Source organism: Myceligenerans halotolerans (genome assembly GCF_054782975.1).
The window spans coordinates 76745-95594 of sequence record NZ_BAAGRL010000006.1 but is presented as its reverse complement, the minus strand read 5'-3'; the positions used below and the strand labels follow the sequence as shown (position 1 = coordinate 95594).

Genomic DNA, 18850 nt, shown 5'->3' with positions numbered 1-18850 from the left:
ACGGGAAATCGAAAGTCGCGTCTCCGCCGGTGATCACCCTCACAGGCCCGCCGGGCCGGATGCTCCGGCCCGCGCCCTATCGTGGCGAGGTGAGCACCACCGCCCCTGACGGGGCATCCACGGACCCGCACCGGACCGCCCGGCCGGACCGGCCGTCGTCGGACATCACCGGCCGCGGCGCCGAACCGGACCACAACGCGGGACCGGACCACGAGGCCGAGCGCAACACCGACCGCTGGGGTCTGCCCCTCGCCGTCGCCGCCTTCCTCTTCTGGGGGGTCGGCATGCCGCTGTTCTTCCCGCTGCTGGAGCCGGCGGGGGCGATCGAGATCATCGCGCAGCGGATCCTGTGGAGCCTGGTCTTCTGCCTGCTGGCGCTGGTCGCGACGCGGACGCTGGGCGAGCTGCGGCCGATCCTCTCGAGCCCGCGCATGGTGGGGACGCTGGGGATCGCCTCGGCGCTGATCGTCGTGAACTGGACGGTGTACGTGTACGGCGTCCTGACCGACCGGGTGCTCGACGCCGCGCTCGGGTACTTCATGAACCCGGTGGTGACGGTGCTGCTCGCGGTCCTCGTGCTCCGCGAGCGCCTCCGTGCGGCGCAGTGGGTCGCCGTGGGTCTGGGGCTCGCGGCGGTCGGGGTGATCGCGGCGGGGATGAACGGCCTGCCGTGGATCGCCGTCTGCCTCGCGTTGTCCTTCTCGGTGTACGGGCTGGTGAAGAACCGGACCGGGCGTTCCGTGGGTGCGTTGCCGGGGCTGACGGTGGAGACGATGCTGGCGGCCCCGGTGGCCGCGGGGTATCTGATCTGGCTCGGTGCGGCGAACACGTTCGGGGATCACGGCGTCGGTCATGCGGCGCTGCTGGTGTCGGCGGGGATCATCACGGCGCTGCCGCTGCTGCTGTTCGGTGCGGCTGCCCGTCGGCTGCCGCTCTCGATGATCGGGATGCTGCAGTATCTCGGCCCGACGCTGCAGTTCCTGGTCGCGGTGCTGGTGCTGGGTGAGGAGATGCCGCCGGCTCGCTGGGCGGGCTTCGGGCTGGTCTGGCTGGCGATCACGGTGCTGTCGTGGGACGGCCTGCGTGTGGCGCGCCGCAACCCGCGCCCGCGCCGCTCGCGGTAGCACCCGTGGTCGGCTCCTTGTCGCATGGTCGGCCGGTTGTCGTGAGATCGGCCGCCCGGGGAGCCGATCGCTCGACAACCGACCGACCAGGTCGCAGGGGCGCCGGTCAGGCGCAGCCTCAGCCTTCCGCCAGGAGTTTCTCCAGGGCTACCGCCACGCCGTCCTCGTCGTTGGAGCCGACGACGTCGTCCGCGCCGGCCAGCACGTCCGCGTGCGCGTTGGCGACGGCGATGCCCCGGCCGGCCCAGTGCAGCATCGGCAGGTCCACCGGCATGTCGCCGAACGCCCACACGTCTCGCGCGACGACGCCGAGCCGGGCGCACCAGCGTTCGAGCGTTGCGGACTTCGTGACGTCGAGGGGGTTGAGCTCGGCGAGGCCGACCGCCCCGGAGTAGGCGAGGTTCGCCCGGCCCCGGGCGATTCCCCCGACGACGTCCTGCAGCGCGCCCGGCTCCGTGATCGGGGACTGCGCGATCAGCTTGAGGACGGGGTCCAGGCCGAGGGTCTGCTCCACGGGCACCGCGCGGTGGGCGGCCGTGATGCCGGGCTCGGCGAAGTTGGGTGAGGACACGAAGGCGGGGTCGTACGCGGGTCCGCTGACGCGCTCGACGACCATCGCGACGTCGGGCAGCGTGGTCCGCAGCTCGGTGACGAGCGAGCCGACGACGTCGTCGGCGAAGCCCCAGGATTCGATCACCTCGTCGCTGTCGAGGTCCCAGACCGCTCCCCCGCCGAAGCAGATCACGTGTCCGTGCCCGCCCACCAGGTCGGCCAGGTGCCCGAGGGCGCGTGCCGGGCGCGCGGTGACGAACACGACCTCGATGCCCTCGGCCTCCACGGCTGCGAGCGCCTCGCGGGACCGTTCGGACACGGTGCCGCCGGAGCGGAGCAGGGTGCCGTCGAGGTCGGTCGCGATGACGCGGGGCCGGTCCGGGGATGCGGGGCGAGGAGGGATGATCACCCCGCAACGGTACTGCGGTGCTCTGCTCGTGGGGACCGTCGGGTCGACGCCGGATGCGAGTGACGGGTGGCCGACGGCGGCGCGGCGGCGAGCCCGCGCGGGGCGAGGGTGCGCTCGCCGCGCTGCTCGGGCGTACGCGGGCCAGGGCGTTGCGGGAGCTCGCCGGGTCGGCGTCGACCACCTTGCTGGCGCAGCGCATGGACATCTCGCCGGCGTCGGCGTCGGAGCACACGACGGTGCTGCGCCGCGCCGGGCTGGTGACGTCGCAGCGCGACGGGCGGCGTGTCGTGGACGTCCTGACGGAGCTCGGCCAGGGCCTGCTGGAGGGGACGACGACGTAGGCGCGTGGGCGGGTGGGCCCGGGACTTCCCCAGGGCCTAGGTTCGTGGCATGAGCACGGAGGAACAGCTGCCGGGTCCCGACCACGTGACGATCGACGGGGCGCGCATCGCGACGTACGTCCTGGCTCCTGAGCGGGAGGCTCCGGTGGGGGACATCGTGTTCTGCCACGGCACGCCGTGGTCGGCGGAGGTGTGGGCGGAGGCGGCACGGCACCTGAGCAGCGGACGCCGGGTGTACCTGTGGGACATGCCCGGGTACGGCCGTTCGGCGCAGGATCCGGCGGTGCCGGTCGATCTCGCCTCCCAGATGTCGCGATTCGCCCAGCTGCTCGAGCACTGGCGCCTGGAGCGGCCGCACGTCGTCGCGCATGACATCGGAGGAGCCGTGGCGCTCGGGGCCCACCTGCTTCACGACCGGGAGTACGCCGGCCTCTTCCTCTGGGACGTGGTGACGCTCGAACCGTGGGGATCGCCGTTCTTCCGGCTGGTCGCCGAGCACACCGACGTGTTCCTGGCACTGCCGCCTCCGCTCCACGCGGCCCTGGTCAGGGAGTACATCGCCGGTGCGGCCGGTCACCGCCTGACGGCGGGCTGGGTGGAGACGCTGAGCCGGCCGTGGCTGGAGGCGGCGGGGCAGGCGGCCTTCTACCGTCAGATCGCCGCGCTCCGGCCCGAGCACACCCGTCCGGTCGCGGCGCGCCTGGGCCAGGTGTGCTGCCCGGTGGCGATCGGATGGGGCGAGGAGGACCCGTGGATCCCGGTCGACCAGGCGGCGCAGCTACAGGCACTCCTTCCCGGGCGTCCCCGCGTGACCACGCTGGACGGGGTCGGCCACCTCGCGCCGGTCGAGGCGGCGTCGCGGGTGCAGGAGGCTCTCGACGGCTGGCTCGCCGAGGGGCACGCTGCCTCTTAGGGATGGATGGACGACGGAACGTCAGCGCAGGTGATTCGCGATGACGTGAGGTCGACCTCAGGTCCGGTGGAACTCCGCACGCCAGATTCCGGGGCGGCTGGGGACGCCCGGGATCGTGAGTTCCTCGATCGAGACGGCCGACAGTCCGTCCTTGCCGAATGCCTCAATCTCCGGCCGGGTCAGTGGCCAGGGCGGGCCGTCGTCGTCGGCTGGTTCGGCAATGGCCTGGACCGCAAGCAACGTACCGCCCGGCGCCACCAAGGAGCGGACTCCCGCGGTGAGCTCGTCGCGGACGCTGCGGTTCACCGCCTGGACGGTGTAGATCTCGACCACCAGGTCGAAGGCGCCGATCCACTCACGCGGCAGGTCGAGCAGGTCCCCGACGGCGTAGGTCACCGGTGAGCCGGGGTTCCGGTCGCGGGCCGCGGCGACCGCGGTAGGTGAGATGTCGAACGCCGTCGTCTCGTAGCCGAGCCGGGGCAGATATTCGGCGTCAGCCCCGAGCCCGCACCCGACGACGACGGCGGTGCCGCTCGCCGTGCCCGGATCCGGAGCGCCCGGCCACGAGGCCAGCGCGGGGTGTGGGTCGACCCGCTCCCACGGCATCGTGACGTCGCCGTCCCGGGCCGACGACCAGAGCCGCTCGAACCAGCCGGTCGGATCGGACGGGTCGGCGTTGCCGAGCCGCGCGGTCTCGGACTGCCAGGAACGGGGCTCGGCCATGACGTCGACAGTAGTCAGGCGGGGATTGCCAGACAAGGCGGTGGGATCGGGGGAAAGCGGGGCGCTGATCGGGGCGAGGGGGGGTTCGGATACACGTCGTAGCGCTGGTCACATGGACAGATTTCAGAGCGCCCGGACCGCCGTGCCGGCTCGTCCTCGGTGGCGGTGCACGCACCCCACCCACTACCCCTCAGGGGCCAGTGCGTGCTCGGGCCGTGACTGGCCGTCGTTGATGGCGGCTTCGACCAGGCGTGGTCCGGGGTAGTCCTCGGGGATGGCGTCCATGAGGACTTCGTCGGCGGGTTGTCCGAGCCAGGTCGCGGTGCGGCGTCGGGTGCCGATGGTGCGGAAGCCTGCCTTCTCGTAGGCGCGGACGGCTGCGGTGTTGTTCGCGATGACGGAGAGGTGGACGCAGCCCATCGCGGTGACGTGGAAGGCCCAGTCCAGGACCATGCTGGTGGCGATGGTGCCGGTGCCGCGTCCGCGCTGGTCGGGTTCTCCGATGTAGATGAAGAACTCCGCGGTGCGGTAGCGGTCGTCGATGAGGAGGGAGGTCATCCCGACGGGCTTCCAGGCGCTGTCGTGGTTGCGGTAGATGGTGAACCGGGTCTGGCCGGCGGTGCCTTCCATCTGGGCTTCGAGTCCGATGGTGCGTTCGGTGAGGGATTCGGGGGTCTGGCGGGCGTAGCCGGCCATGACGGGCAGGGAGTTCTCCCAGCGCCAGTAGGTCTCGGCCAGATCCGGGCGCAGAGGGCCGAGGCCGACACCGTCGTGGGTGAGCCAGAGGTCTGGGCTGGTGTTCGTGTTGATGATGGACTCCAGGTCAGGTTGTCGTGTACAGGACGGTGTATTTGCTGGTTGTGGCTGGTTCGGCGACCGGGCGGCCGTCGATCTGGATCCAAGCGTGGAACTGGATCGGGTCGGGCGCAATGCCGTGGCACCAGGTGGCCCGGCGGCGGCGCATCGAGAGCAGGAGGACGGCAGCGACGGACTCTTCGAGGCAGGCGACGCGGGCAGGCATCCACCGCGCGGCTCGACGCACGACCCGCACTGCACGTTCGGCTTCAGCGGGCGTCGCTGTTGAAGGTGCGTGTCGGACGGTGACCTCGATCAGCCGGATCAACCGGGAGATCGATGCGGTTCGCCGCCCGAGGCTGCGGGCGGTCAGTGTGACGGCCAGCGCGGCTACAGCGGCAGCGAAGTCGTGGGCGAGCACCGGAGACGGAGCCTGTGGTTCGAGATCGGTCTCGTCGGTTCCGAAGGACAGGCCCCAGACCGAGCCGACGACGGCGCCGGGGGCGTTGGCCCAGACACGCGCGGTATGGCCGGTTGCGGCGGTCACGGCTCCGGTGCAGTAGTCGACGCGTACCGTGACGTCGTCGAATGCTGCCACGACCTTGTCCGAGCGGCTGGTTCGAGCATCCCTCATGGCGATGGCACCTTCGTTCGAGCGTCTTCCCAGGTAGTTAGGGGTGCGGCGTGGTGTGTGCGGAGCCATGCCTCGATGGCGAGGGTCGTATCGAGGGGCCATAGCCCACCGGTGATTCCGACAGCGCCGCGCTTGAGCGCACCGGACAGGGCTGCCACGTCGATCAGTCCGGCGGCGGCCAGGTGGCCATCGGCCAGGTCGGTGAGCGATGGCAGATTTGCTCGAAGCCCTTGGTGGTAGTCGGGGGTGTATACGCCCTTGGTGGTTCTCCGCGCCAGGGACTCGGGCAGGACGCCGCGCATTGCCGAACGCAGAACGGGCTTGTATGCGGCTGGACTCGGCATCCTTCCGGAGACCGCCGATAGGTAGGAGTCGATGACGCGGGAGTCGGCGAACGGGTTGTGCAGGCTGATGTCGTGGGCGGCGGCGAGCTGCGCGTCGGCGTGCGCGGTACGCCCGACGTCGGTCATCTGCTGGGCCACGTCCCATGCTGCACGATGACCCGGCTCACGGACCGGGTGCGCCGAGTCGGCTGCCGCCTCGGCAACCTGTGCCGCGCGGTGTCGGGCCAGCGATGTGACCCATGCGGCCTGGTCAGGAATCGGCAGGTACGCAGCGGCTCGCCAGGCTGCACGCCTCGACGCCTGCCGGCGAACGAGCATCGCCCAACTGGTCAGCGCATCGCCTGGCTCAGTTCGACTCAGCACCGCCGCATCGCTCAACGTCCGGCGAGGCGAGCAACGACGCACCCGCGCGACCTGGACGGCCAGGCCGCCCGCCTCGGCGTACCGTCGGGTCGCGATCAGATCGGCGATCCAGGCGTCCGGCGTACACAGCAGCGAATCGCCTCCGTCTCCAGTGAGGTGCACGTCGCTGGCGACGTGGTCCGCCATGGCGTCCATCTGGTAGGAGAAGCGCGCGTATGCGCGGGTCGAGGGTGCGGGTTCGTCCGTGACGGGGAGCCGCCTCAGATCCCGGTACGGGAGGTGCTCTGGTGCGAGAGAGAGCATGTGGTGCCGGATGCCGGGATGTTCTGCGGCCTCGACGGCGTAGCGGATGTCACCGGTGGGTTCGTCGAACGGGGCGTGGACGGTGAACGCCGCCACGGACCGGTCCGGGCTGCGACGCCGGGCCGCCAGAAGAGTGAGCGTGGTCGAATCCAGCCCGCCGGACAGATCAGTCGATGGCGACACCGCGTCATCCACCCGGACGCCAACCGCGGCGTCCAGCTCATCACGAAGTGGAACGTCGGAGGGCACAGCCACGTCCGCCGGCCACCACACCCGCCGCATCGACATCGCGCCGCTCCGCTCGATCCGCAGCCGATGCCCGGCCGGGACCATGTCCACGTTCTCGAAGAACGTGGAGTTCCCGGCCAGTAGTGGCGACGACGGTGCCAAGAGCTCAGCGGCCAGTCGATCGGTGTTGACCGAAGCCTCTGCCAGTCCCGCCAGGCCACGAGCCGATGTCGACCAGTAGGAGCCGCCGTCGAACTCGGTCGTGTAGATCGGAACGGCGGCGGCGAGGTCCGTCCAGATCGTCGTGGACGACGGCGTGAGTTCCACGACGGCGTATGCACCGGACCACCGCCAGGCCACGTCGTCACAGACGCCGAGGCACGCGAGCCGGTCGATCTCGGCGTCGGACGCGCCACACACTCCCAGCACCACGACCTGCCGCAGCGGCCCAACCGCCGTCCGCACCCAGCGTGCCGGCGACCGCCCGACCTGCCAGACCGGGCCGTTCGTCATGTCCAACCGAACCGCTGCCGCTGGGCTCCGAGTCGTTCCGGCCCCGCGGAATCCCGCAAACCAGTACATTGTCCGCTCCTTCGCGCATCCCGTGTACTCGCGCTGGTGAGCTTCGGCCGCAGCCGAACCCACCAGCGCAAGACCCTCAGCGGTAGGTGTAGCGCTTGTCCTCGGTGCCGGCCTTCTGCTTGCTGCCCAGCGTCAGTGCGACCACGTCGCCGAGTTCGACGACGGTGTCGGTCTCCGCCGGTGCGATGTCCCGCGGCATGTTCTGCTCCATGACGGGCCTCCTTGGTCCAGCACCACGGGACGGTCCCGTGGTGCTGGACCAAGCCTGCAGCCAAGCAAGACGTGGCTGAACTGACCGGCGGTACGAGTTTCCCGACGTGGATCGGGCATTCAGAGCCAGAGGGGCATGCGAGGGTCAACAAACCCTGACCCACACGCGGGGTGAAGGATCCTGCGACGGAAGACGGAACGATTTGCGACTTGGTTGCCGGTCACCGCCAGACGAGGGGGTCGGTTTGGAGTGCGGCGTCGGCGACACGGGCGGCGAAGGCGGTGGTGAGGGCGGCGCGGGAAGACTCGATCCAGTTTTCGACCCCCTGCTGTCCGTTGTGCCGGTACTCGATGGCCTGGATGAGGCATTCGAGCTTGTCGGCGTCGCGGGCGCACCGCGCTTCGGGTGTTTCCTGGGCTTCGAACTCGGTCACGGCGTCCAGAACGGTGCTGGCGGCGGCATCCGGCAGGGGCTTGACCTGGTCGCGGGAGATGGCGACGTTGTCAGGCTTGGTCATGTAGGGGCGAGCTGAGTGCGGGATGTCGGTGACGCGCGTCTCCTGCGAGTCGTGCCAGAGCCCGAGGTAGGCAGCCCGGGCAGGGTCAGCGCCTTCCTCAGCGGCGATGAGTGCCGCGAGCTGAGCCACACGGAGACTGTGCTCGGCCACGGACTCGGGGTCGCGAACCCCGACGTGCCACCAACCGGCGCGGCGCAGACGCTTGAGCACACCCATCTCGTAGGCGAACGTGGCGACCCCGGTGGCGGGAGAGTCTTCGTGCGGAGCGGTCATGGTGGACTCCTTCATGACAGATTCGTCGTGCAGCGGTTCATCGTGCGGCGAGCCGGATGGCGTAGCGGACATTGTTCAGGTCGCTGGTGGCATGGCGTCCCATGTTTCCATCGAGTGCGGCCTCGACGCACCGGGCTGCCTCGACGCGGGCGGCGGGATTCTGGCTGAGTAGTGCGGGACGCGCGGCAACCACGGTGGCGAGGCTGTGGATGTTCAGCGGGCCGTTGCGCGGATCGTCCAGGTGGTGGAGCAGGTGGTCGAGCAGTCGGTTGCCGGCCCACGCGTGCTGGCCGTGGCGAACCATGGAGTGGTCGTCGGCGTACTCAGCGGGGATCTCGCCGAGCCAGTAGGCCCAATAGGTGAGGTTGACCTCGGCATGAGCGTCGTCGGCGAGTGTGACGTCGATGAACCTCCGTAGTGGGTCGCGATCGCCGAGTCGCGCGAGGGCGAGGGCAGCAGATCTGCCGTGGATCGTCGCGACCGCGTCGCCGCGTGCGGGCGCCGTCTCGATCGCCCGCGTGTACTCGCCCAAGAGCCATTCGTCGGTCCCGGAACGTTGGTCGAAGCCGAGCAAGTACGCGGCCTGACGCCGGAGAAGCCCGCCCTCTGGGTGCCGTGCCCGCTCAGCTGCAGCGAGCACGTGGTCGAAGATCGCTGATCGCAGACTCGGATCGAGCACTGGCCGATCGCTGACAGGACCGCGACTACGAGGGCGGGGCAAGTGGCGCAGTGCACGGGGCGCGATCCCGGTGAAGGGCCACGTGAGCAGAGAGACCAATGTGCGTCGGTGGACCGATGTCCCTAGCGGGTGCGCCGCCGAGGGCAACGACCTGCTTGAGGACTGGGCCAGCATAGTGAGGATCATGTCGGCGTCGACGGCCTCGATCAGCATGGCCGCTGCATCAAGCGGCGCGCCGAGTGCCACGAGCCGGAGACGTAGGCGCATCAGGTCAGCGGCTCGCAGCGCGGCCAGCGGGCGTCGGCCAGACTCCCAGCCTTGCACCGTGGACACGTCGACTGCGAGACGTTCCGCGAGACCGGCTTGTGTGTGACCGACCGCTCCTCGCAACGCCTTGAGCACGAAGCCGGAGATCACCCCGATCTCCAAGGCGGGGTCTTCACCCCGCACGTAGGTCATGGTTGTTGGCCCCCTCACGTCCGTCAGGCTCTCATGCGCCTCGCACGACGTCACGAAACTCGTACCACCAGTCAGTTCAACCACGTCACTCCCGGTCGCAGCCTTGAATCGCGTCCCTAAGGACCAAGTCCCGCTGGCCGCTGCAGGACGTCACGCCAGTGAAGGACCAGTCCGCGAACTCGATCGACCGGAGCACGAAATGCTGACTACCCCACACGAGTCCCTGACTCCCCGCCGCCCGGTGGGGGTTGCCTTCATCGATCTGGACGGCACCATCGTGCGCGAGGGGGACAACGTGGTGCCGGAGCGAACGCGTCGAGCGGTGGCGGCGGCGGTCGCCAGGGGTATCAGGGTGGTGCCGTGTACGGGTCGGTCGGTAGTGGGCGTCTTGCCGATCGCCGAACACCTCGGGCTGGGCAAGGGCAGTGTCTTCATCGCCTCCAACGGCGCGATCACCGCCGAGCTGACCGGCAACCGCCGCCGCCCGTTCACGGTGATCCGCAAGCGGGTGTTCGATCCGTGGGCCGCGCTGACGGTGGCGATGGCCGTGGAGCCGCAGGTGCTCATGGCCGTCGAGCAGGTCGGTGTCGGCTGGCACGTGAACCAGCCCTTCCCCACGGGACGGCTGAACGGCCTGCAGCATGTCGTGCACGAGAAGGTCCTGTGGTCGCAGCCCACCACCCGCGCCGTCGTGCACGCTCCCGGGATCGCGGCCTTCGCCCCGCAGATCGAGGGCGCCGGGTTCACCGCGACCCCGGCCGCCGAGGACTGGGTCGACGTCACCGAGCGAGGGCTGTCGAAGGCGAGCGAGGCGGACGCGCTGCGCCAGCGGTGGGGCATCCACCCCGAGGACACCGCCGCGATCGGCGACGGCGCCAACGACGTGCGCCTGCTGCGCCAGGTGCAGCACGGGTTCGCCATGGGGCAATCGGCGCAGGACGTCAAGGACGCCGCCAACTACATCACCGGAACGATTGACCACCATGGCGCGGCGGCTGCGCTGGACTCCCTGACCTTGTCTACCCGGGAGCAGCCGCCGCTGCCGACGCCGAGCGGGGCGGGTACGCGATGAGCACCTTCGATGGCGAGGAAGACTTCACCGCCGAGACGGCCCACCAGCCCGCACAACCGTCCACGCGCTGGTCAGTAGGTGACCGGGTGCGGGTGATAGACGGGCCCCGCATGCTGATCGGCGCCACCGGGACCGTCGTCGAGATCGACGTCCCCGGATTCTGGCCCGTACGCGTCCGCATCGATCGCGGAGGTTTCGACCGGGCGATCCTGGCACCCGACGAACTGGAACCCGCAGACAAGGCGACCTCATGACCTGGGTGCTGATCGGGTACGTCGTCGTGCTCGCCGTACTGCTGGGCGTGCTGCGCGCCTCACGGGTACGGCGGTGAGCCCGGCACGCCGAGCCGCATCCTCCCAATCATCACGCCCACCCCCAGCCAGGCCGCGGACCCCTCTGCCTTCCGCTGACAGGAGAACCGCTCATGTCCCAGCACGCGTCCAAGCATCCGGTCGCGGTCGGCTACGCCCACGACCGATCCCAATACGCCGAGGTGCGCGGCTATGCCGCATCGCAGGGCTACGCGCTCGTCCAGATCGTTGAGGACCAGTACGACGCGGCCACGATTAGCCAGATCACCCAGCACGCCCGCGACGCGCACGCAGATGTCGTCATCCTGCCCGGCGCCGCGCTCCTGTCGGCCGCGCGCAACCGGCTGGAGAAGGAACTCGCACACCTCAACGCCGCGTGTGTCGTGCTCGGTGCTCCGAACTCCCCCGCCCGGGCGGCGATGGAACGCGTGATGCCGCGCCGTGACCTCGACGCCGTCACCCGAGGCAGACACACCAAGGACAACCTGCCGATCCGCGCCACAGGCGACACCTGAGAACTTGCGGTCGGGCGTGCACCCCCGAAATCCCTGCACCTCCATGCACAACGCCCGGCCGCAGGCCCGCCACCCCCGGCGGGCCCAGACGGGCCGGGACTCGCGCCCCGAGTCCCGGCCCACCCACCCCAATCCAGCGGGCATGACCCGCAACACGACCGAGAGGAGAGAGCCCGCCGTAGGCTCATGCTCATGCGTCTCTACCGTTTTCTGCCGTGGCTGTGGCCTGTCATCGATGCGAACCTGCCCGAGGGGGTCGAGCGCCTGGATTGGGCCGAGACCGGCATCGGCAAGGACCCCGGCGTGGGGGAACACACCGATGGGATCGTGCTGCGCTCACCGGCAGGCGGGGTCATGTACATGGGCATAGCGAACGCCAACTTCAAGCCCTCCGGTGACAGCTACGACGAGCCCGAACAGATCGTCGAGGGCGACCCGCCCGAGCCGGTCGCACCCATCGATCTGAATATCTCTCCCGACGGTCGCATCCGCATGGACGACCTGGAGGAGTGGTTGGTGGTGGTCCTGAACAACTCCGGGAACAAGGAGATGGACCGTGTTCGGCGGCTGTCCACCCGCGAGGCGATGTACCAGCCGCAGTTCGGGTTCTGCATCTACTGGCACAGCCTGGAACGCACGTACTCGACGCCGTTCTACACCCTCAAGCCCGGCCAGCGCCGGACCGAAGAGTCCAGATACCACATATCGGAGGCATTCTGATGGCCAAGCGCTACAGCGTGAAGTGTCCCGACTGCCGACAGCGCGTCGGCATCGTCCGCAGCAAGATCGCCATGCACCAGAAGGGCGGCCCCGGCACGGGGAAGTGCCCCGGCTCCAACAAGAATGAGTCGGCCGGTTCCGACCGCGCCGAGCACGACGGCTGATTCACACGCCGCGCAGCGCCCCCGGCCAGGTCACACCTGGCCGGGGGCGCTTTCACGACTAGGACGTCGTTCGCCTCACTGCGATCACAGCGACAGGCCCGGGCCGTCGCGGCCGGGTTCCCGCATCGGCGACCCGCCGGGACTGGGCGGCGTCGGCTGGGCGTGCAGGAGCGCGGTTGCGGCGTGTTCGGCGTCGCGTTACTGGACGAGTGTGGTGGGCGCATCCCCGAAGGGGTGGTCGCTGGTGATGTGGTGCTTGTCACGGTAGACAGCCACGGCGGCGCGGAGCCATGCGGCCTGGCCTCGTCCGGTGGGGCGCGGCGGCAGGTGACGGGTCCAGGGCTCGCCGGCCTTGACGGCGTGTTCACCCTCAGCACGTACGCACACCTGTGGCCGAGCGCCGAGGACAAGACGCGGGCGGCGGCGACATCCCTGATGCGCACCGTCCTGTCCGCGAAGCCCGCCGCCAAGGCGGCGCAAACCTCCTGAGGCGAGCGGCCCGAAACCTTGGCGACCGCCCGCCCACGGTCCTCACCGAACCGACTTGCGGACTCCCTGCGGACCGAGGGGCCAAGAACGGCCCCTGACCAGCACCGTTATCGGTAGTTGGTGAACTGCAGCGCCACGTCCAGGTCCGCGCCCTTGAGGAGTCCGATGACCTCCTGGAGCTGGTCGCGCGACTTCGACGTGACGCGGACCTCGTCGCCGGTGACCTGGGTCTTGACGCCCTTGGGGCCCTCGTCGCGGATGATCTTGGTGATCTTCTTCGCGTTCTCGCCGGCCAGGCCCTCCTTGAGGGACCCGACGAGGCGGTACTCCTTGCCGGAGGCCTGCGGCTCCTTGTCCCCCGTGTCGAACGACTTGAGCGAGACGCCACGCTTGATCAGCTTGGTCTGGAACACGTCGAGTGCGGCAAGTACGCGCTCGGCCGAGTTGGCGACCATGACGATGTTGTCCTGGCCGCTCCACGAGATCGACGCGCCCACGCCCCTGAAGTCGTACCGCTGCGAGATCTCCTTGGACGCCTGGTTGAGGGCATTGTCGACCTCCTGGCGGTCCACCTTGCTGACGATGTCGAACGACGAGTCGGCCACGACCGTGCTCCTTCTTCCTCGCGGGTCAGTTACTGGGTCAACCGTAGTCGCCCTGCCGGAACCGCGAGTCCGTTACGGCCGACCGTAACGGAATCCGTTGTGGCCGGCCGTAACAGGTCGCGGACCAGACTCGCCGACCGCCGTCGTCAGCTCCGCTCGGCCCGGCCCGCCGACCGCCGTCGTCCCTTTCGCTACAGTGGCGAACCATGTTCCGCAGCCTTGACCTCGATACCTGGCGCCGGCGTACCGAGTGGCCCCTCGTCGCGGTCGCCGTGCTCTTTCTTGTCGCCTACGGCCTGCCGATCGCGTTCGACGGCGTTCCCGCGCTGGTGGAGACCGCGTGCAACACGTTCATGACGATCGCCTGGATGGTGTTCGCCGCCGACTACATGGTCCGGCTCCACCTGTCCGGGTACTCGTGGGAGTTCGTCCGGAGGAATTGGATCGACCTGCTGGTCGTCGTGCTGCCCCTGCTGCGCCCGCTCCGGCTCCTCCTGCTGGTCAAGGTGATCCAGCGGTTCAGCCGCACGGGCGTGCAGCGGCTGCGCGGCCGGGTCGTCACCTACGCCACCGGCGGCACCGCCCTGCTGATCCTCACCAGCGCCCTGGCGATCACGGACACCGAGCGCCACGTGGAAGGCTCGAACATCACGAACCTCTGGGAAGGGTTCTGGTGGGCGATCGTCACGATGACCACCGTGGGGTACGGAGACTTCTATCCCGTCACGGTCACGGGACGCTTCATCGCCGCCGGCCTGATGCTGGGCGGCGTCGCCCTGCTCGGTGTGGTCACGGCAACGCTCGCCTCGTGGATGGTGCAGACCGTCGAGGAGGCCAACGAGCAGGAGGAGGCGGCAACCCGCCGCCAGGTCGACGTCCTGGCCGAGGAGGTCCGCATCCTCCGCGCGGAGAGGGCGGAGGAGGTCCATGCACTCCGCGCGGAACTCGCCGCGGCCCGCAGCCGCCTGGACGACGACGGCACGCTGGCACGCATCCCCCGGCAGGAAGAGAACTGACGGGTGGATGCGGTCGGTCCGTCGTCGGCGCCGGTCGGTTCGTTGTCGAGCGGTCGGCCGCTCGGGGGGCCGATTTCACGACATCCGACCGACCGATCTCGACAACCAACCGACCGCGGCGCGGGCCCCGCTTCGTCAGAACCCTCCGAAGCCGCCCGGGCCGTACTGGCTGCCGTAGGTGCCGCCCGGACCGCCCGCCATGCGCTCGAGGCGGGCGATGCGCTCCTTCATCGGCGGGTGCGTGGCGAACATACGCGCGATGCCGGCGCCGCGGAACGGGTTCGCGATCATCACGTGCGAGACGTTCGTCAGCTCGCGGTCCTGCGGCAGCGGGGCGAGTTGCGTCCCGCGCTCCAGCTTTCGCAGCGCGGACGCCAGGGCGAGCGGGTCGCCGGTGAGCTTGGCCCCGTCCTCGTCGGCGTCGTACTCGCGGGTGCGGGAGATGGCGAACTGGATCATCGTCGCCGCGATCGGTGCGAGCAGCGCCGTCGCGAGCGCCGCGAGCGGGTTACCGCCCTCGCGGCTGCCGCCGAACCACATCAGCATGGTGGCCACGGAGGTGATGACTCCCGCCATGGCCGACGCGATCGACGACGTGAGGATGTCGCGGTTGTACACGTGCATCAGTTCGTGTCCCAGCACACCGCGCAGCTCCCGCTCGTCGAGCAGGCTCAGGATTCCCTCGGTGCAGCACACGGCCGCGTTGGCAGGGTTGCGGCCCGTGGCGAACGCGTTGGGCGCCTTGGTGGGCGAGATGTACAGCCGGGGCATGGGCTTGCGGGCTTGGGTCGACAACTCGCGCACGATCCGGTGCATCTCCGGCGCCTGCAGCTCCGTGACCGGATAGGCATGCATGGCGCGGATCGCGAGCTTGTCGGAGTTCCAGTAGCTGTAGGCCGTCGTCCCGAGACCGACGAGGACGAAGATCCACATCAAGCCCGAGCGCCCGCCCGTCAGGACCCAGATCCCGAGGAGCACTGCCCACATCGCGCCGAACATCGCGGCGGTCTTCAGACCGTTGTAGTGCCGATGCATCGCTACTTCCTTTCCACCCACCCCGCTGAACGGCTCGTCGCGGCGAACGGTTCCCCGGTTCGCCGTCGGCATGATGCCCGACGACGACGGACCGCAGTCGAGGCGTGCAGTCCGGATCCGCGAACTGCCGGACTGAGGTTTGCCCGCGGCCACAGGGATCGCTCCCACGTGATCCACCACGCGTCCGCCAGCGGGCGCGTCACTTCCGGATTGCGAACCTGTGCCGCTGAGCACCGGCTTTTGTCCCCCGCGCGACATCCTCACGAACTCGCCCTGTGGACAGCGATGAGGGTCACCTGACACGGTCGGTAGAATCGCTCCTGGCCTTCGATTGTGTACAGCCCATCGACCGGAAGGCGCCTCTTCGTGAGCACCCGACCTTTGCGCGTCGCCGTCGTCGGTGCCGGACCCGCCGGCATCTACGCGAGCGACATCCTGTCCAAGACCGACCTCGACGTCTCGATCGACCTGTTCGAGCGCCTCCCGGCGCCGTTCGGGCTGGTCAGGTACGGCGTCGCGCCGGATCACCCGCGCATCAAGCAGATCATCGTGGCGCTTCACAGGGTTCTCTCCCGCGGTGACATCCGCCTGCTGGCGAACGTCGACTTCGGCACCGACGTCAAGCTCGAGGACCTGCGGCAGTTCTACGACGCCGTGATCTTCTCCACCGGCGCCATCAAGGACGCCGACCTGAACATCCCGGGCATCGACCTGGACGGCTCCCACGGGGCCGCGGACTTCGTCTCCTGGTACGACGGCCACCCCGACGTGCCCCGCACCTGGCCGCTCGAGGCGCGCGAGATCGCCGTCGTCGGCGCCGGGAACGTCGCGCTCGACGTGGCGCGCATGCTGGCGAAGCACCCGGAGGACCTGCTGCCCACCGAGGTCCCGGCCAACGTGGTCGAGGGTCTCAAGGCCTCGCCGGTGACCGACGTGCACGTGTTCGCCCGCCGCGGCCCGGCGCAGGTGAAGTTCTCGCCGCTGGAGCTGCGCGAGCTGGGTCACGTCCCGGACGTGGACATCATCGTGTACCCCGAGGACTACGACTTCGACGAGGGGTCCGAGTCCGCGATCAACTCGTCGAACCAGACCAAGCAGGTCGTCAAGACGCTCACGGACTGGGCGCTCGACGACCCGGAGGCCAAGACGGCCTCCCGCCGCATCCACCTGCACTTCCTGCACCAGCCGGCCGAGGTGCTCGGCGAGGACGGGAAGGTGACGGGCTTCCGCACGGAGCGCACCGCGCTGCAGGGCGACGGCACCGCCAGGGGCACCGGCGAGTTCCACGACTTCCCCGTGCAGGCCGTGTACCGGGCGGTCGGCTACTTCGGGTCGCCGCTCAGCGAGATCCCGTTCGATGACCACAAGGGCGTCATCGCCAACCGTGAGGGCCGCGTCGTCGACATGGACGGCGAGCACGTGCCCGGCGTCTACGCCACCGGCTGGATCAAGCGCGGTCCGGTGGGCCTGATCGGCCACACCAAGTCCGACGCGTCCGAGACCGTGAAGCACCTGGTCGAGGACGTGGTCGGCGTCGCCGACGGCGCCGCCGTGTCGGAGGGCGACCTGGACGGCGGCCGCACCGCGCCGCAGGGCGACCCGGAGGCCATCAAGACGTTCCTCGCCGACAAGGGCGTGCGGGTCGTCGAGTGGTCCGGCTGGGAGTTGCTCGACGCCCACGAGCGCGCGCTCGGCGAGGCGGAGGACCGCGAGCGGATCAAGGTCGTCCCCCGCGAGGAGATGATCGCGATCACCCAGGGTGAGCGGTAGACCCGACGCGGAGTACCACGACGGCCGGGGCCCCTTCCCTACGGAAGGTGACCGCGGCCGTCGTCGTACCAGGCCGCGGTCGGTCCGGACGTGGGCACCGGTCACGCCGCACGCCGCACGAGCATCGGCGGCACGCCGGCCTCAGTCAGGACGGCGGTCCGTCAGGACGGTGAGTGTCGTGTACGGCATCGTGACCGTGCCGCCCAGGCCGTCGATCACCTTCGCGTTGCCCTCCAGGACGCGGGACAGCGCTTCCGGGGACAGGCGTTCGTGCCAGGCCAGGGTCGGCACCTGGTCGACCCAGGCGTCGCGGGTGAACTCCACCTGCCAGGGGATGTCGACCCGCCGCACCGCACCGAAGGCGCGCGAGCCCCAGATGCCGGCGGTGGCCGCCTCGGCGAGCCTCTCGTAGCCGGTCAGCGGGGACCGTTCCCAGGGCACGAAGTCCAGGCCCATGTCCTCGCCGCGGTAGACGTCGGCGAGTGCCGCCGCGACCCGCGGCTCCGGCACGCAGACGTTCCAGAACACGGCGAGCCGACCGCCGGGCCGGAGCAGCTCGGCCGCCTTGACGGCGCCCCCGCGCTGCTTCACCCAGTGCCATGCCTGTCCGGAGACGACGACGTCGTACTGCCGCTCCGCCGGGTACCCGTGGTCGAAGGCCCGGATCTCGACGGGGAATCCGGCGCGCCGCGCGAGGGCCGCCATGCGCTCGTCGGGCTCGACGCCGGCCACCTCGCAGCCCGCGTCGCGGAACAGGGCCGCGGCGGAGCCGGTGCCGATCCCGACGTCCAGGACGTCGGGTGCACCGGCTCCGCCGAGGCCGTCGAGTACAACGTCGGCCAGCGCCGGCGGGTAGCCGGGCCGCGTGCGGTGGTAACGCTCCGCGTCCTCGCCGAACGAGACGGCGATCGCACGCAGCGGAGGCCGCCTGTCGGACCGGGCTGTCATCGGGCGGCGATCAGCCCTGCCAGTCGCCCGTGAGGTCCAGCGACTGGTCCACCTGCGTGACGAAGTCCTGCGTCATGACGGTCTCGACGCCGGAGAGCTGGATCAGCGAGGGTGCGCCCTGGCTGTCGGTGATGCCCCACACCACAGCCACGTACGTCTCGCCGCCGGACTGATAGGTGTACGACGTGTTCGCCCGCTGGCCGTCCGTGCGGAGCGTGTTGACCGGGGCGAAGTTGTCGTCGGTCGATCCGGTGCCGTCGACCTGGTCGATGAACCAGTTGACGGACTCCTGCGCATCCATCGCCTGGCCGCCCGGCATGAAGGCGATCCGGCCCACGACGCCGCCCTGGTCGTTCGGCTTCTGGTGGATGTACTTCCACGGGTCCTCGTCGGCCGAGGGCGCCCAGTCGGTCGGGACCTGCGCCGTGATGTGCGAGGCCTGGATCGTCTGCATGCTCGCGGCGGCCGTGTCGCCTCCCGCCGTGGTCTCGTCGGTCGCGCCCTCGTCCGCGCTCTCGGTGTCCGTGCCGGCCGTGGCGGAGTCCCCGCCGATCTCCTCCAGCTCGCCCACCGAGAAGGAGCAGGCGGTCAGGGTCGACGCGAGAACCCCGGCCGTCAGGGCGGCCAGCAGGGAACGTCGGGTTCGCATGTGAATCACTCACTTCCTGGATTGAGGGCAGTTCGGCCACGCGGGTGAAAACTATCGCGCCGCGCGCCGGGCCCACTACGTCGGTACGGCCGTGGTTCGACCGGTC

The 18850-nt window shown here is 69.9% G+C and carries 23 protein-coding genes and 1 pseudogene; 11 read left to right on the top strand and 13 right to left on the bottom strand.

Annotated elements, in window-relative coordinates; genetic code table 11:
- The first annotated feature begins 89 nt into the window (after window positions 1-89).
- On the top strand, window positions 90-1124 hold the full coding sequence (gene rarD / locus ACYVK5_RS03645; RefSeq protein WP_460701927.1) for an EamA family transporter RarD: 1035 nt from the start codon (window positions 90-92) through the stop codon (window positions 1122-1124).
- Window positions 1125-1242: 118 nt separating this feature from the next.
- Here the strand turns inward: rarD and ACYVK5_RS03640 are convergent, their stop codons facing one another.
- Window positions 1243-2085 carry an HAD family hydrolase gene (locus tag ACYVK5_RS03640; protein ID WP_460701926.1) on the bottom strand — a complete coding sequence of 281 codons (843 nt, stop codon included), beginning with the start codon at window positions 2083-2085 and terminating at the stop codon, window positions 1243-1245.
- Window positions 2086-2144: 59 nt separating this feature from the next.
- On the opposite strand from ACYVK5_RS03640, the gene ACYVK5_RS03635 reads away from it, so the two are divergent.
- Entirely contained in the window at window positions 2145-2426 is a 282-nt protein-coding gene (locus ACYVK5_RS03635; RefSeq protein WP_460701925.1) for an ArsR/SmtB family transcription factor, read from the top strand.
- A 49-nt stretch (window positions 2427-2475) separates the two neighbouring features.
- The gene (locus ACYVK5_RS03630; protein WP_460701924.1) at window positions 2476-3339 is read left to right on the top strand and encodes an alpha/beta fold hydrolase; all 864 of its coding nucleotides are present in this window, start codon (window positions 2476-2478) and stop codon (window positions 3337-3339) included.
- A gap of 57 nt (window positions 3340-3396) precedes the next feature.
- Here ACYVK5_RS03630 and ACYVK5_RS03625 read toward each other — a convergent pair whose 3' ends face one another.
- From ACYVK5_RS03625 to ACYVK5_RS03590, 8 genes and pseudogenes are all read right to left on the bottom strand, one after another.
- Window positions 3397-4062 (bottom strand): class I SAM-dependent methyltransferase, encoded by a 666-nt coding sequence (locus tag ACYVK5_RS03625; protein WP_460701923.1) that lies wholly within the window; start codon window positions 4060-4062, stop codon window positions 3397-3399.
- A 183-nt stretch (window positions 4063-4245) separates the two neighbouring features.
- Window positions 4246-4992: a GNAT family N-acetyltransferase gene (locus ACYVK5_RS03620; protein WP_460701922.1), complete on the bottom strand. Its 747-nt coding sequence runs from the start codon at window positions 4990-4992 to the stop codon at window positions 4246-4248.
- Window positions 4886-5491 (bottom strand): lasso peptide biosynthesis B2 protein, encoded by a 606-nt coding sequence (locus ACYVK5_RS03615; RefSeq protein WP_460701921.1) that lies wholly within the window; start codon window positions 5489-5491, stop codon window positions 4886-4888. Before ACYVK5_RS03615 ends, ACYVK5_RS03620 begins: the two co-directional genes overlap by 107 nt.
- Window positions 5488-7311: an albusnodin/ikarugamycin family macrolactam cyclase gene (locus ACYVK5_RS03610; RefSeq protein WP_460701920.1), complete on the bottom strand. Its 1824-nt coding sequence runs from the start codon at window positions 7309-7311 to the stop codon at window positions 5488-5490. Before ACYVK5_RS03610 ends, ACYVK5_RS03615 begins: the two co-directional genes overlap by 4 nt.
- Before the next feature lie 76 nt (window positions 7312-7387).
- The gene (locus ACYVK5_RS03605; protein WP_460701919.1) at window positions 7388-7522 is read right to left on the bottom strand and encodes an albusnodin family lasso peptide; all 135 of its coding nucleotides are present in this window, start codon (window positions 7520-7522) and stop codon (window positions 7388-7390) included.
- 220 nt (window positions 7523-7742) lie between these two features.
- Entirely contained in the window at window positions 7743-8312 is a 570-nt protein-coding gene (locus ACYVK5_RS03600) for an HD domain-containing protein (RefSeq protein ID WP_460701918.1), read from the bottom strand.
- A gap of 37 nt (window positions 8313-8349) precedes the next feature.
- Window positions 8350-8952 (bottom strand): hypothetical protein, encoded by a 603-nt coding sequence (locus ACYVK5_RS03595; RefSeq protein ID WP_460702998.1) that lies wholly within the window; start codon window positions 8950-8952, stop codon window positions 8350-8352.
- 330 nt (window positions 8953-9282) lie between these two features.
- Window positions 9283-9450: pseudogene (locus tag ACYVK5_RS03590) on the bottom strand (helix-turn-helix domain-containing protein); the annotation flags it as partial.
- Window positions 9451-9649: 199 nt separating this feature from the next.
- Here ACYVK5_RS03590 and ACYVK5_RS03585 point away from each other — a divergent pair.
- The 6 genes from ACYVK5_RS03585 to ACYVK5_RS03560 all read left to right on the top strand — a co-directional run bounded on the left by ACYVK5_RS03585 (window position 9650) and on the right by ACYVK5_RS03560 (window position 12721).
- Entirely contained in the window at window positions 9650-10522 is an 873-nt protein-coding gene (locus tag ACYVK5_RS03585; RefSeq protein ID WP_460701917.1) for an HAD family hydrolase, read from the top strand.
- Complete coding sequence (locus tag ACYVK5_RS03580; RefSeq protein WP_460701916.1) at window positions 10519-10776, top strand: hypothetical protein; 258 nt, start codon at window positions 10519-10521, stop codon at window positions 10774-10776. Before ACYVK5_RS03585 ends, ACYVK5_RS03580 begins: the two co-directional genes overlap by 4 nt.
- Window positions 10777-10946: 170 nt before the next feature.
- Window positions 10947-11348: a hypothetical protein gene (locus tag ACYVK5_RS03575; protein WP_460701915.1), complete on the top strand. Its 402-nt coding sequence runs from the start codon at window positions 10947-10949 to the stop codon at window positions 11346-11348.
- Window positions 11349-11534: 186 nt separating this feature from the next.
- The gene (locus ACYVK5_RS03570; protein ID WP_460701914.1) at window positions 11535-12068 is read left to right on the top strand and encodes a hypothetical protein; all 534 of its coding nucleotides are present in this window, start codon (window positions 11535-11537) and stop codon (window positions 12066-12068) included.
- Complete coding sequence (locus ACYVK5_RS03565) at window positions 12068-12232, top strand: hypothetical protein (RefSeq protein WP_460701913.1); 165 nt, start codon at window positions 12068-12070, stop codon at window positions 12230-12232. Before ACYVK5_RS03570 ends, ACYVK5_RS03565 begins: the two co-directional genes overlap by 1 nt.
- 183 nt (window positions 12233-12415) lie before the next feature.
- Window positions 12416-12721: a hypothetical protein gene (locus tag ACYVK5_RS03560; protein WP_460701912.1), complete on the top strand. Its 306-nt coding sequence runs from the start codon at window positions 12416-12418 to the stop codon at window positions 12719-12721.
- 107 nt (window positions 12722-12828) lie between these two features.
- Here the strand turns inward: ACYVK5_RS03560 and ACYVK5_RS03555 are convergent, their stop codons facing one another.
- A complete protein-coding gene (locus ACYVK5_RS03555; RefSeq protein WP_460701911.1) occupies window positions 12829-13326 on the bottom strand; it encodes a YajQ family cyclic di-GMP-binding protein in 498 nt (165 codons plus the stop codon).
- Window positions 13327-13532: 206 nt separating this feature from the next.
- Here ACYVK5_RS03555 and ACYVK5_RS03550 point away from each other — a divergent pair, with 206 nt between their 5' ends.
- Window positions 13533-14342: a potassium channel family protein gene (locus ACYVK5_RS03550; RefSeq protein WP_460701910.1), complete on the top strand. Its 810-nt coding sequence runs from the start codon at window positions 13533-13535 to the stop codon at window positions 14340-14342.
- Between the two features lie 135 nt (window positions 14343-14477).
- On the opposite strand, the gene htpX is transcribed toward ACYVK5_RS03550, so the two are convergent.
- Window positions 14478-15377, bottom strand: coding sequence for a zinc metalloprotease HtpX (gene htpX, locus ACYVK5_RS03545; RefSeq protein WP_460701909.1), 900 nt, complete (start codon window positions 15375-15377; stop codon window positions 14478-14480).
- 366 nt (window positions 15378-15743) lie between these two features.
- Here htpX and ACYVK5_RS03540 point away from each other — a divergent pair, with 366 nt between their 5' ends.
- A complete protein-coding gene (locus tag ACYVK5_RS03540; RefSeq protein ID WP_460701908.1) occupies window positions 15744-17147 on the top strand; it encodes an FAD-dependent oxidoreductase in 1404 nt (467 codons plus the stop codon).
- 141 nt (window positions 17148-17288) lie between these two features.
- Here ACYVK5_RS03540 and ACYVK5_RS03535 read toward each other — a convergent pair whose 3' ends face one another.
- Together ACYVK5_RS03535 and ACYVK5_RS03530 are read right to left on the bottom strand one after the other, a co-directional pair.
- Complete coding sequence (locus tag ACYVK5_RS03535; RefSeq protein WP_460701907.1) at window positions 17289-18095, bottom strand: class I SAM-dependent methyltransferase; 807 nt, start codon at window positions 18093-18095, stop codon at window positions 17289-17291.
- A gap of 10 nt (window positions 18096-18105) precedes the next feature.
- On the bottom strand, window positions 18106-18744 hold the full coding sequence (locus ACYVK5_RS03530; RefSeq protein WP_460701906.1) for a hypothetical protein: 639 nt from the start codon (window positions 18742-18744) through the stop codon (window positions 18106-18108).
- Window positions 18745-18850 lie beyond the last annotated feature (106 nt).

What these genes read in the sequence shown, in the direction of transcription:
- ACYVK5_RS03630 (WP_460701924.1), top strand. Translation starts at nt 2,476, where the DNA reads ATGAGCACGGAGGAACAGCTGCCGGGTCCCGACCACGTGACGATCGAC.
- ACYVK5_RS03625 (WP_460701923.1), bottom strand. Translation starts at nt 4,062, where the DNA reads ATGGCCGAGCCCCGTTCCTGGCAGTCCGAGACCGCGCGGCTCGGCAAC.
- ACYVK5_RS03615 (WP_460701921.1), bottom strand. Translation starts at nt 5,491, where the DNA reads ATGAGGGATGCTCGAACCAGCCGCTCGGACAAGGTCGTGGCAGCATTC.
- ACYVK5_RS03610 (WP_460701920.1), bottom strand. Translation starts at nt 7,311, where the DNA reads ATGTACTGGTTTGCGGGATTCCGCGGGGCCGGAACGACTCGGAGCCCA.
- ACYVK5_RS03605 (WP_460701919.1), bottom strand. Translation starts at nt 7,522, where the DNA reads ATGGAGCAGAACATGCCGCGGGACATCGCACCGGCGGAGACCGACACC.
- ACYVK5_RS03600 (WP_460701918.1), bottom strand. Translation starts at nt 8,312, where the DNA reads ATGACCGCTCCGCACGAAGACTCTCCCGCCACCGGGGTCGCCACGTTC.
- ACYVK5_RS03585 (WP_460701917.1), top strand. Translation starts at nt 9,650, where the DNA reads ATGCTGACTACCCCACACGAGTCCCTGACTCCCCGCCGCCCGGTGGGG.
- ACYVK5_RS03580 (WP_460701916.1), top strand. Translation starts at nt 10,519, where the DNA reads ATGAGCACCTTCGATGGCGAGGAAGACTTCACCGCCGAGACGGCCCAC.
- ACYVK5_RS03575 (WP_460701915.1), top strand. Translation starts at nt 10,947, where the DNA reads ATGTCCCAGCACGCGTCCAAGCATCCGGTCGCGGTCGGCTACGCCCAC.
- ACYVK5_RS03570 (WP_460701914.1), top strand. Translation starts at nt 11,535, where the DNA reads ATGCTCATGCGTCTCTACCGTTTTCTGCCGTGGCTGTGGCCTGTCATC.
- ACYVK5_RS03565 (WP_460701913.1), top strand. Translation starts at nt 12,068, where the DNA reads ATGGCCAAGCGCTACAGCGTGAAGTGTCCCGACTGCCGACAGCGCGTC.
- ACYVK5_RS03550 (WP_460701910.1), top strand. Translation starts at nt 13,533, where the DNA reads ATGTTCCGCAGCCTTGACCTCGATACCTGGCGCCGGCGTACCGAGTGG.
- htpX (WP_460701909.1), bottom strand. Translation starts at nt 15,377, where the DNA reads ATGCATCGGCACTACAACGGTCTGAAGACCGCCGCGATGTTCGGCGCG.
- ACYVK5_RS03535 (WP_460701907.1), bottom strand. Translation starts at nt 18,095, where the DNA reads ATGACAGCCCGGTCCGACAGGCGGCCTCCGCTGCGTGCGATCGCCGTC.
- ACYVK5_RS03530 (WP_460701906.1), bottom strand. Translation starts at nt 18,744, where the DNA reads ATGCGAACCCGACGTTCCCTGCTGGCCGCCCTGACGGCCGGGGTTCTC.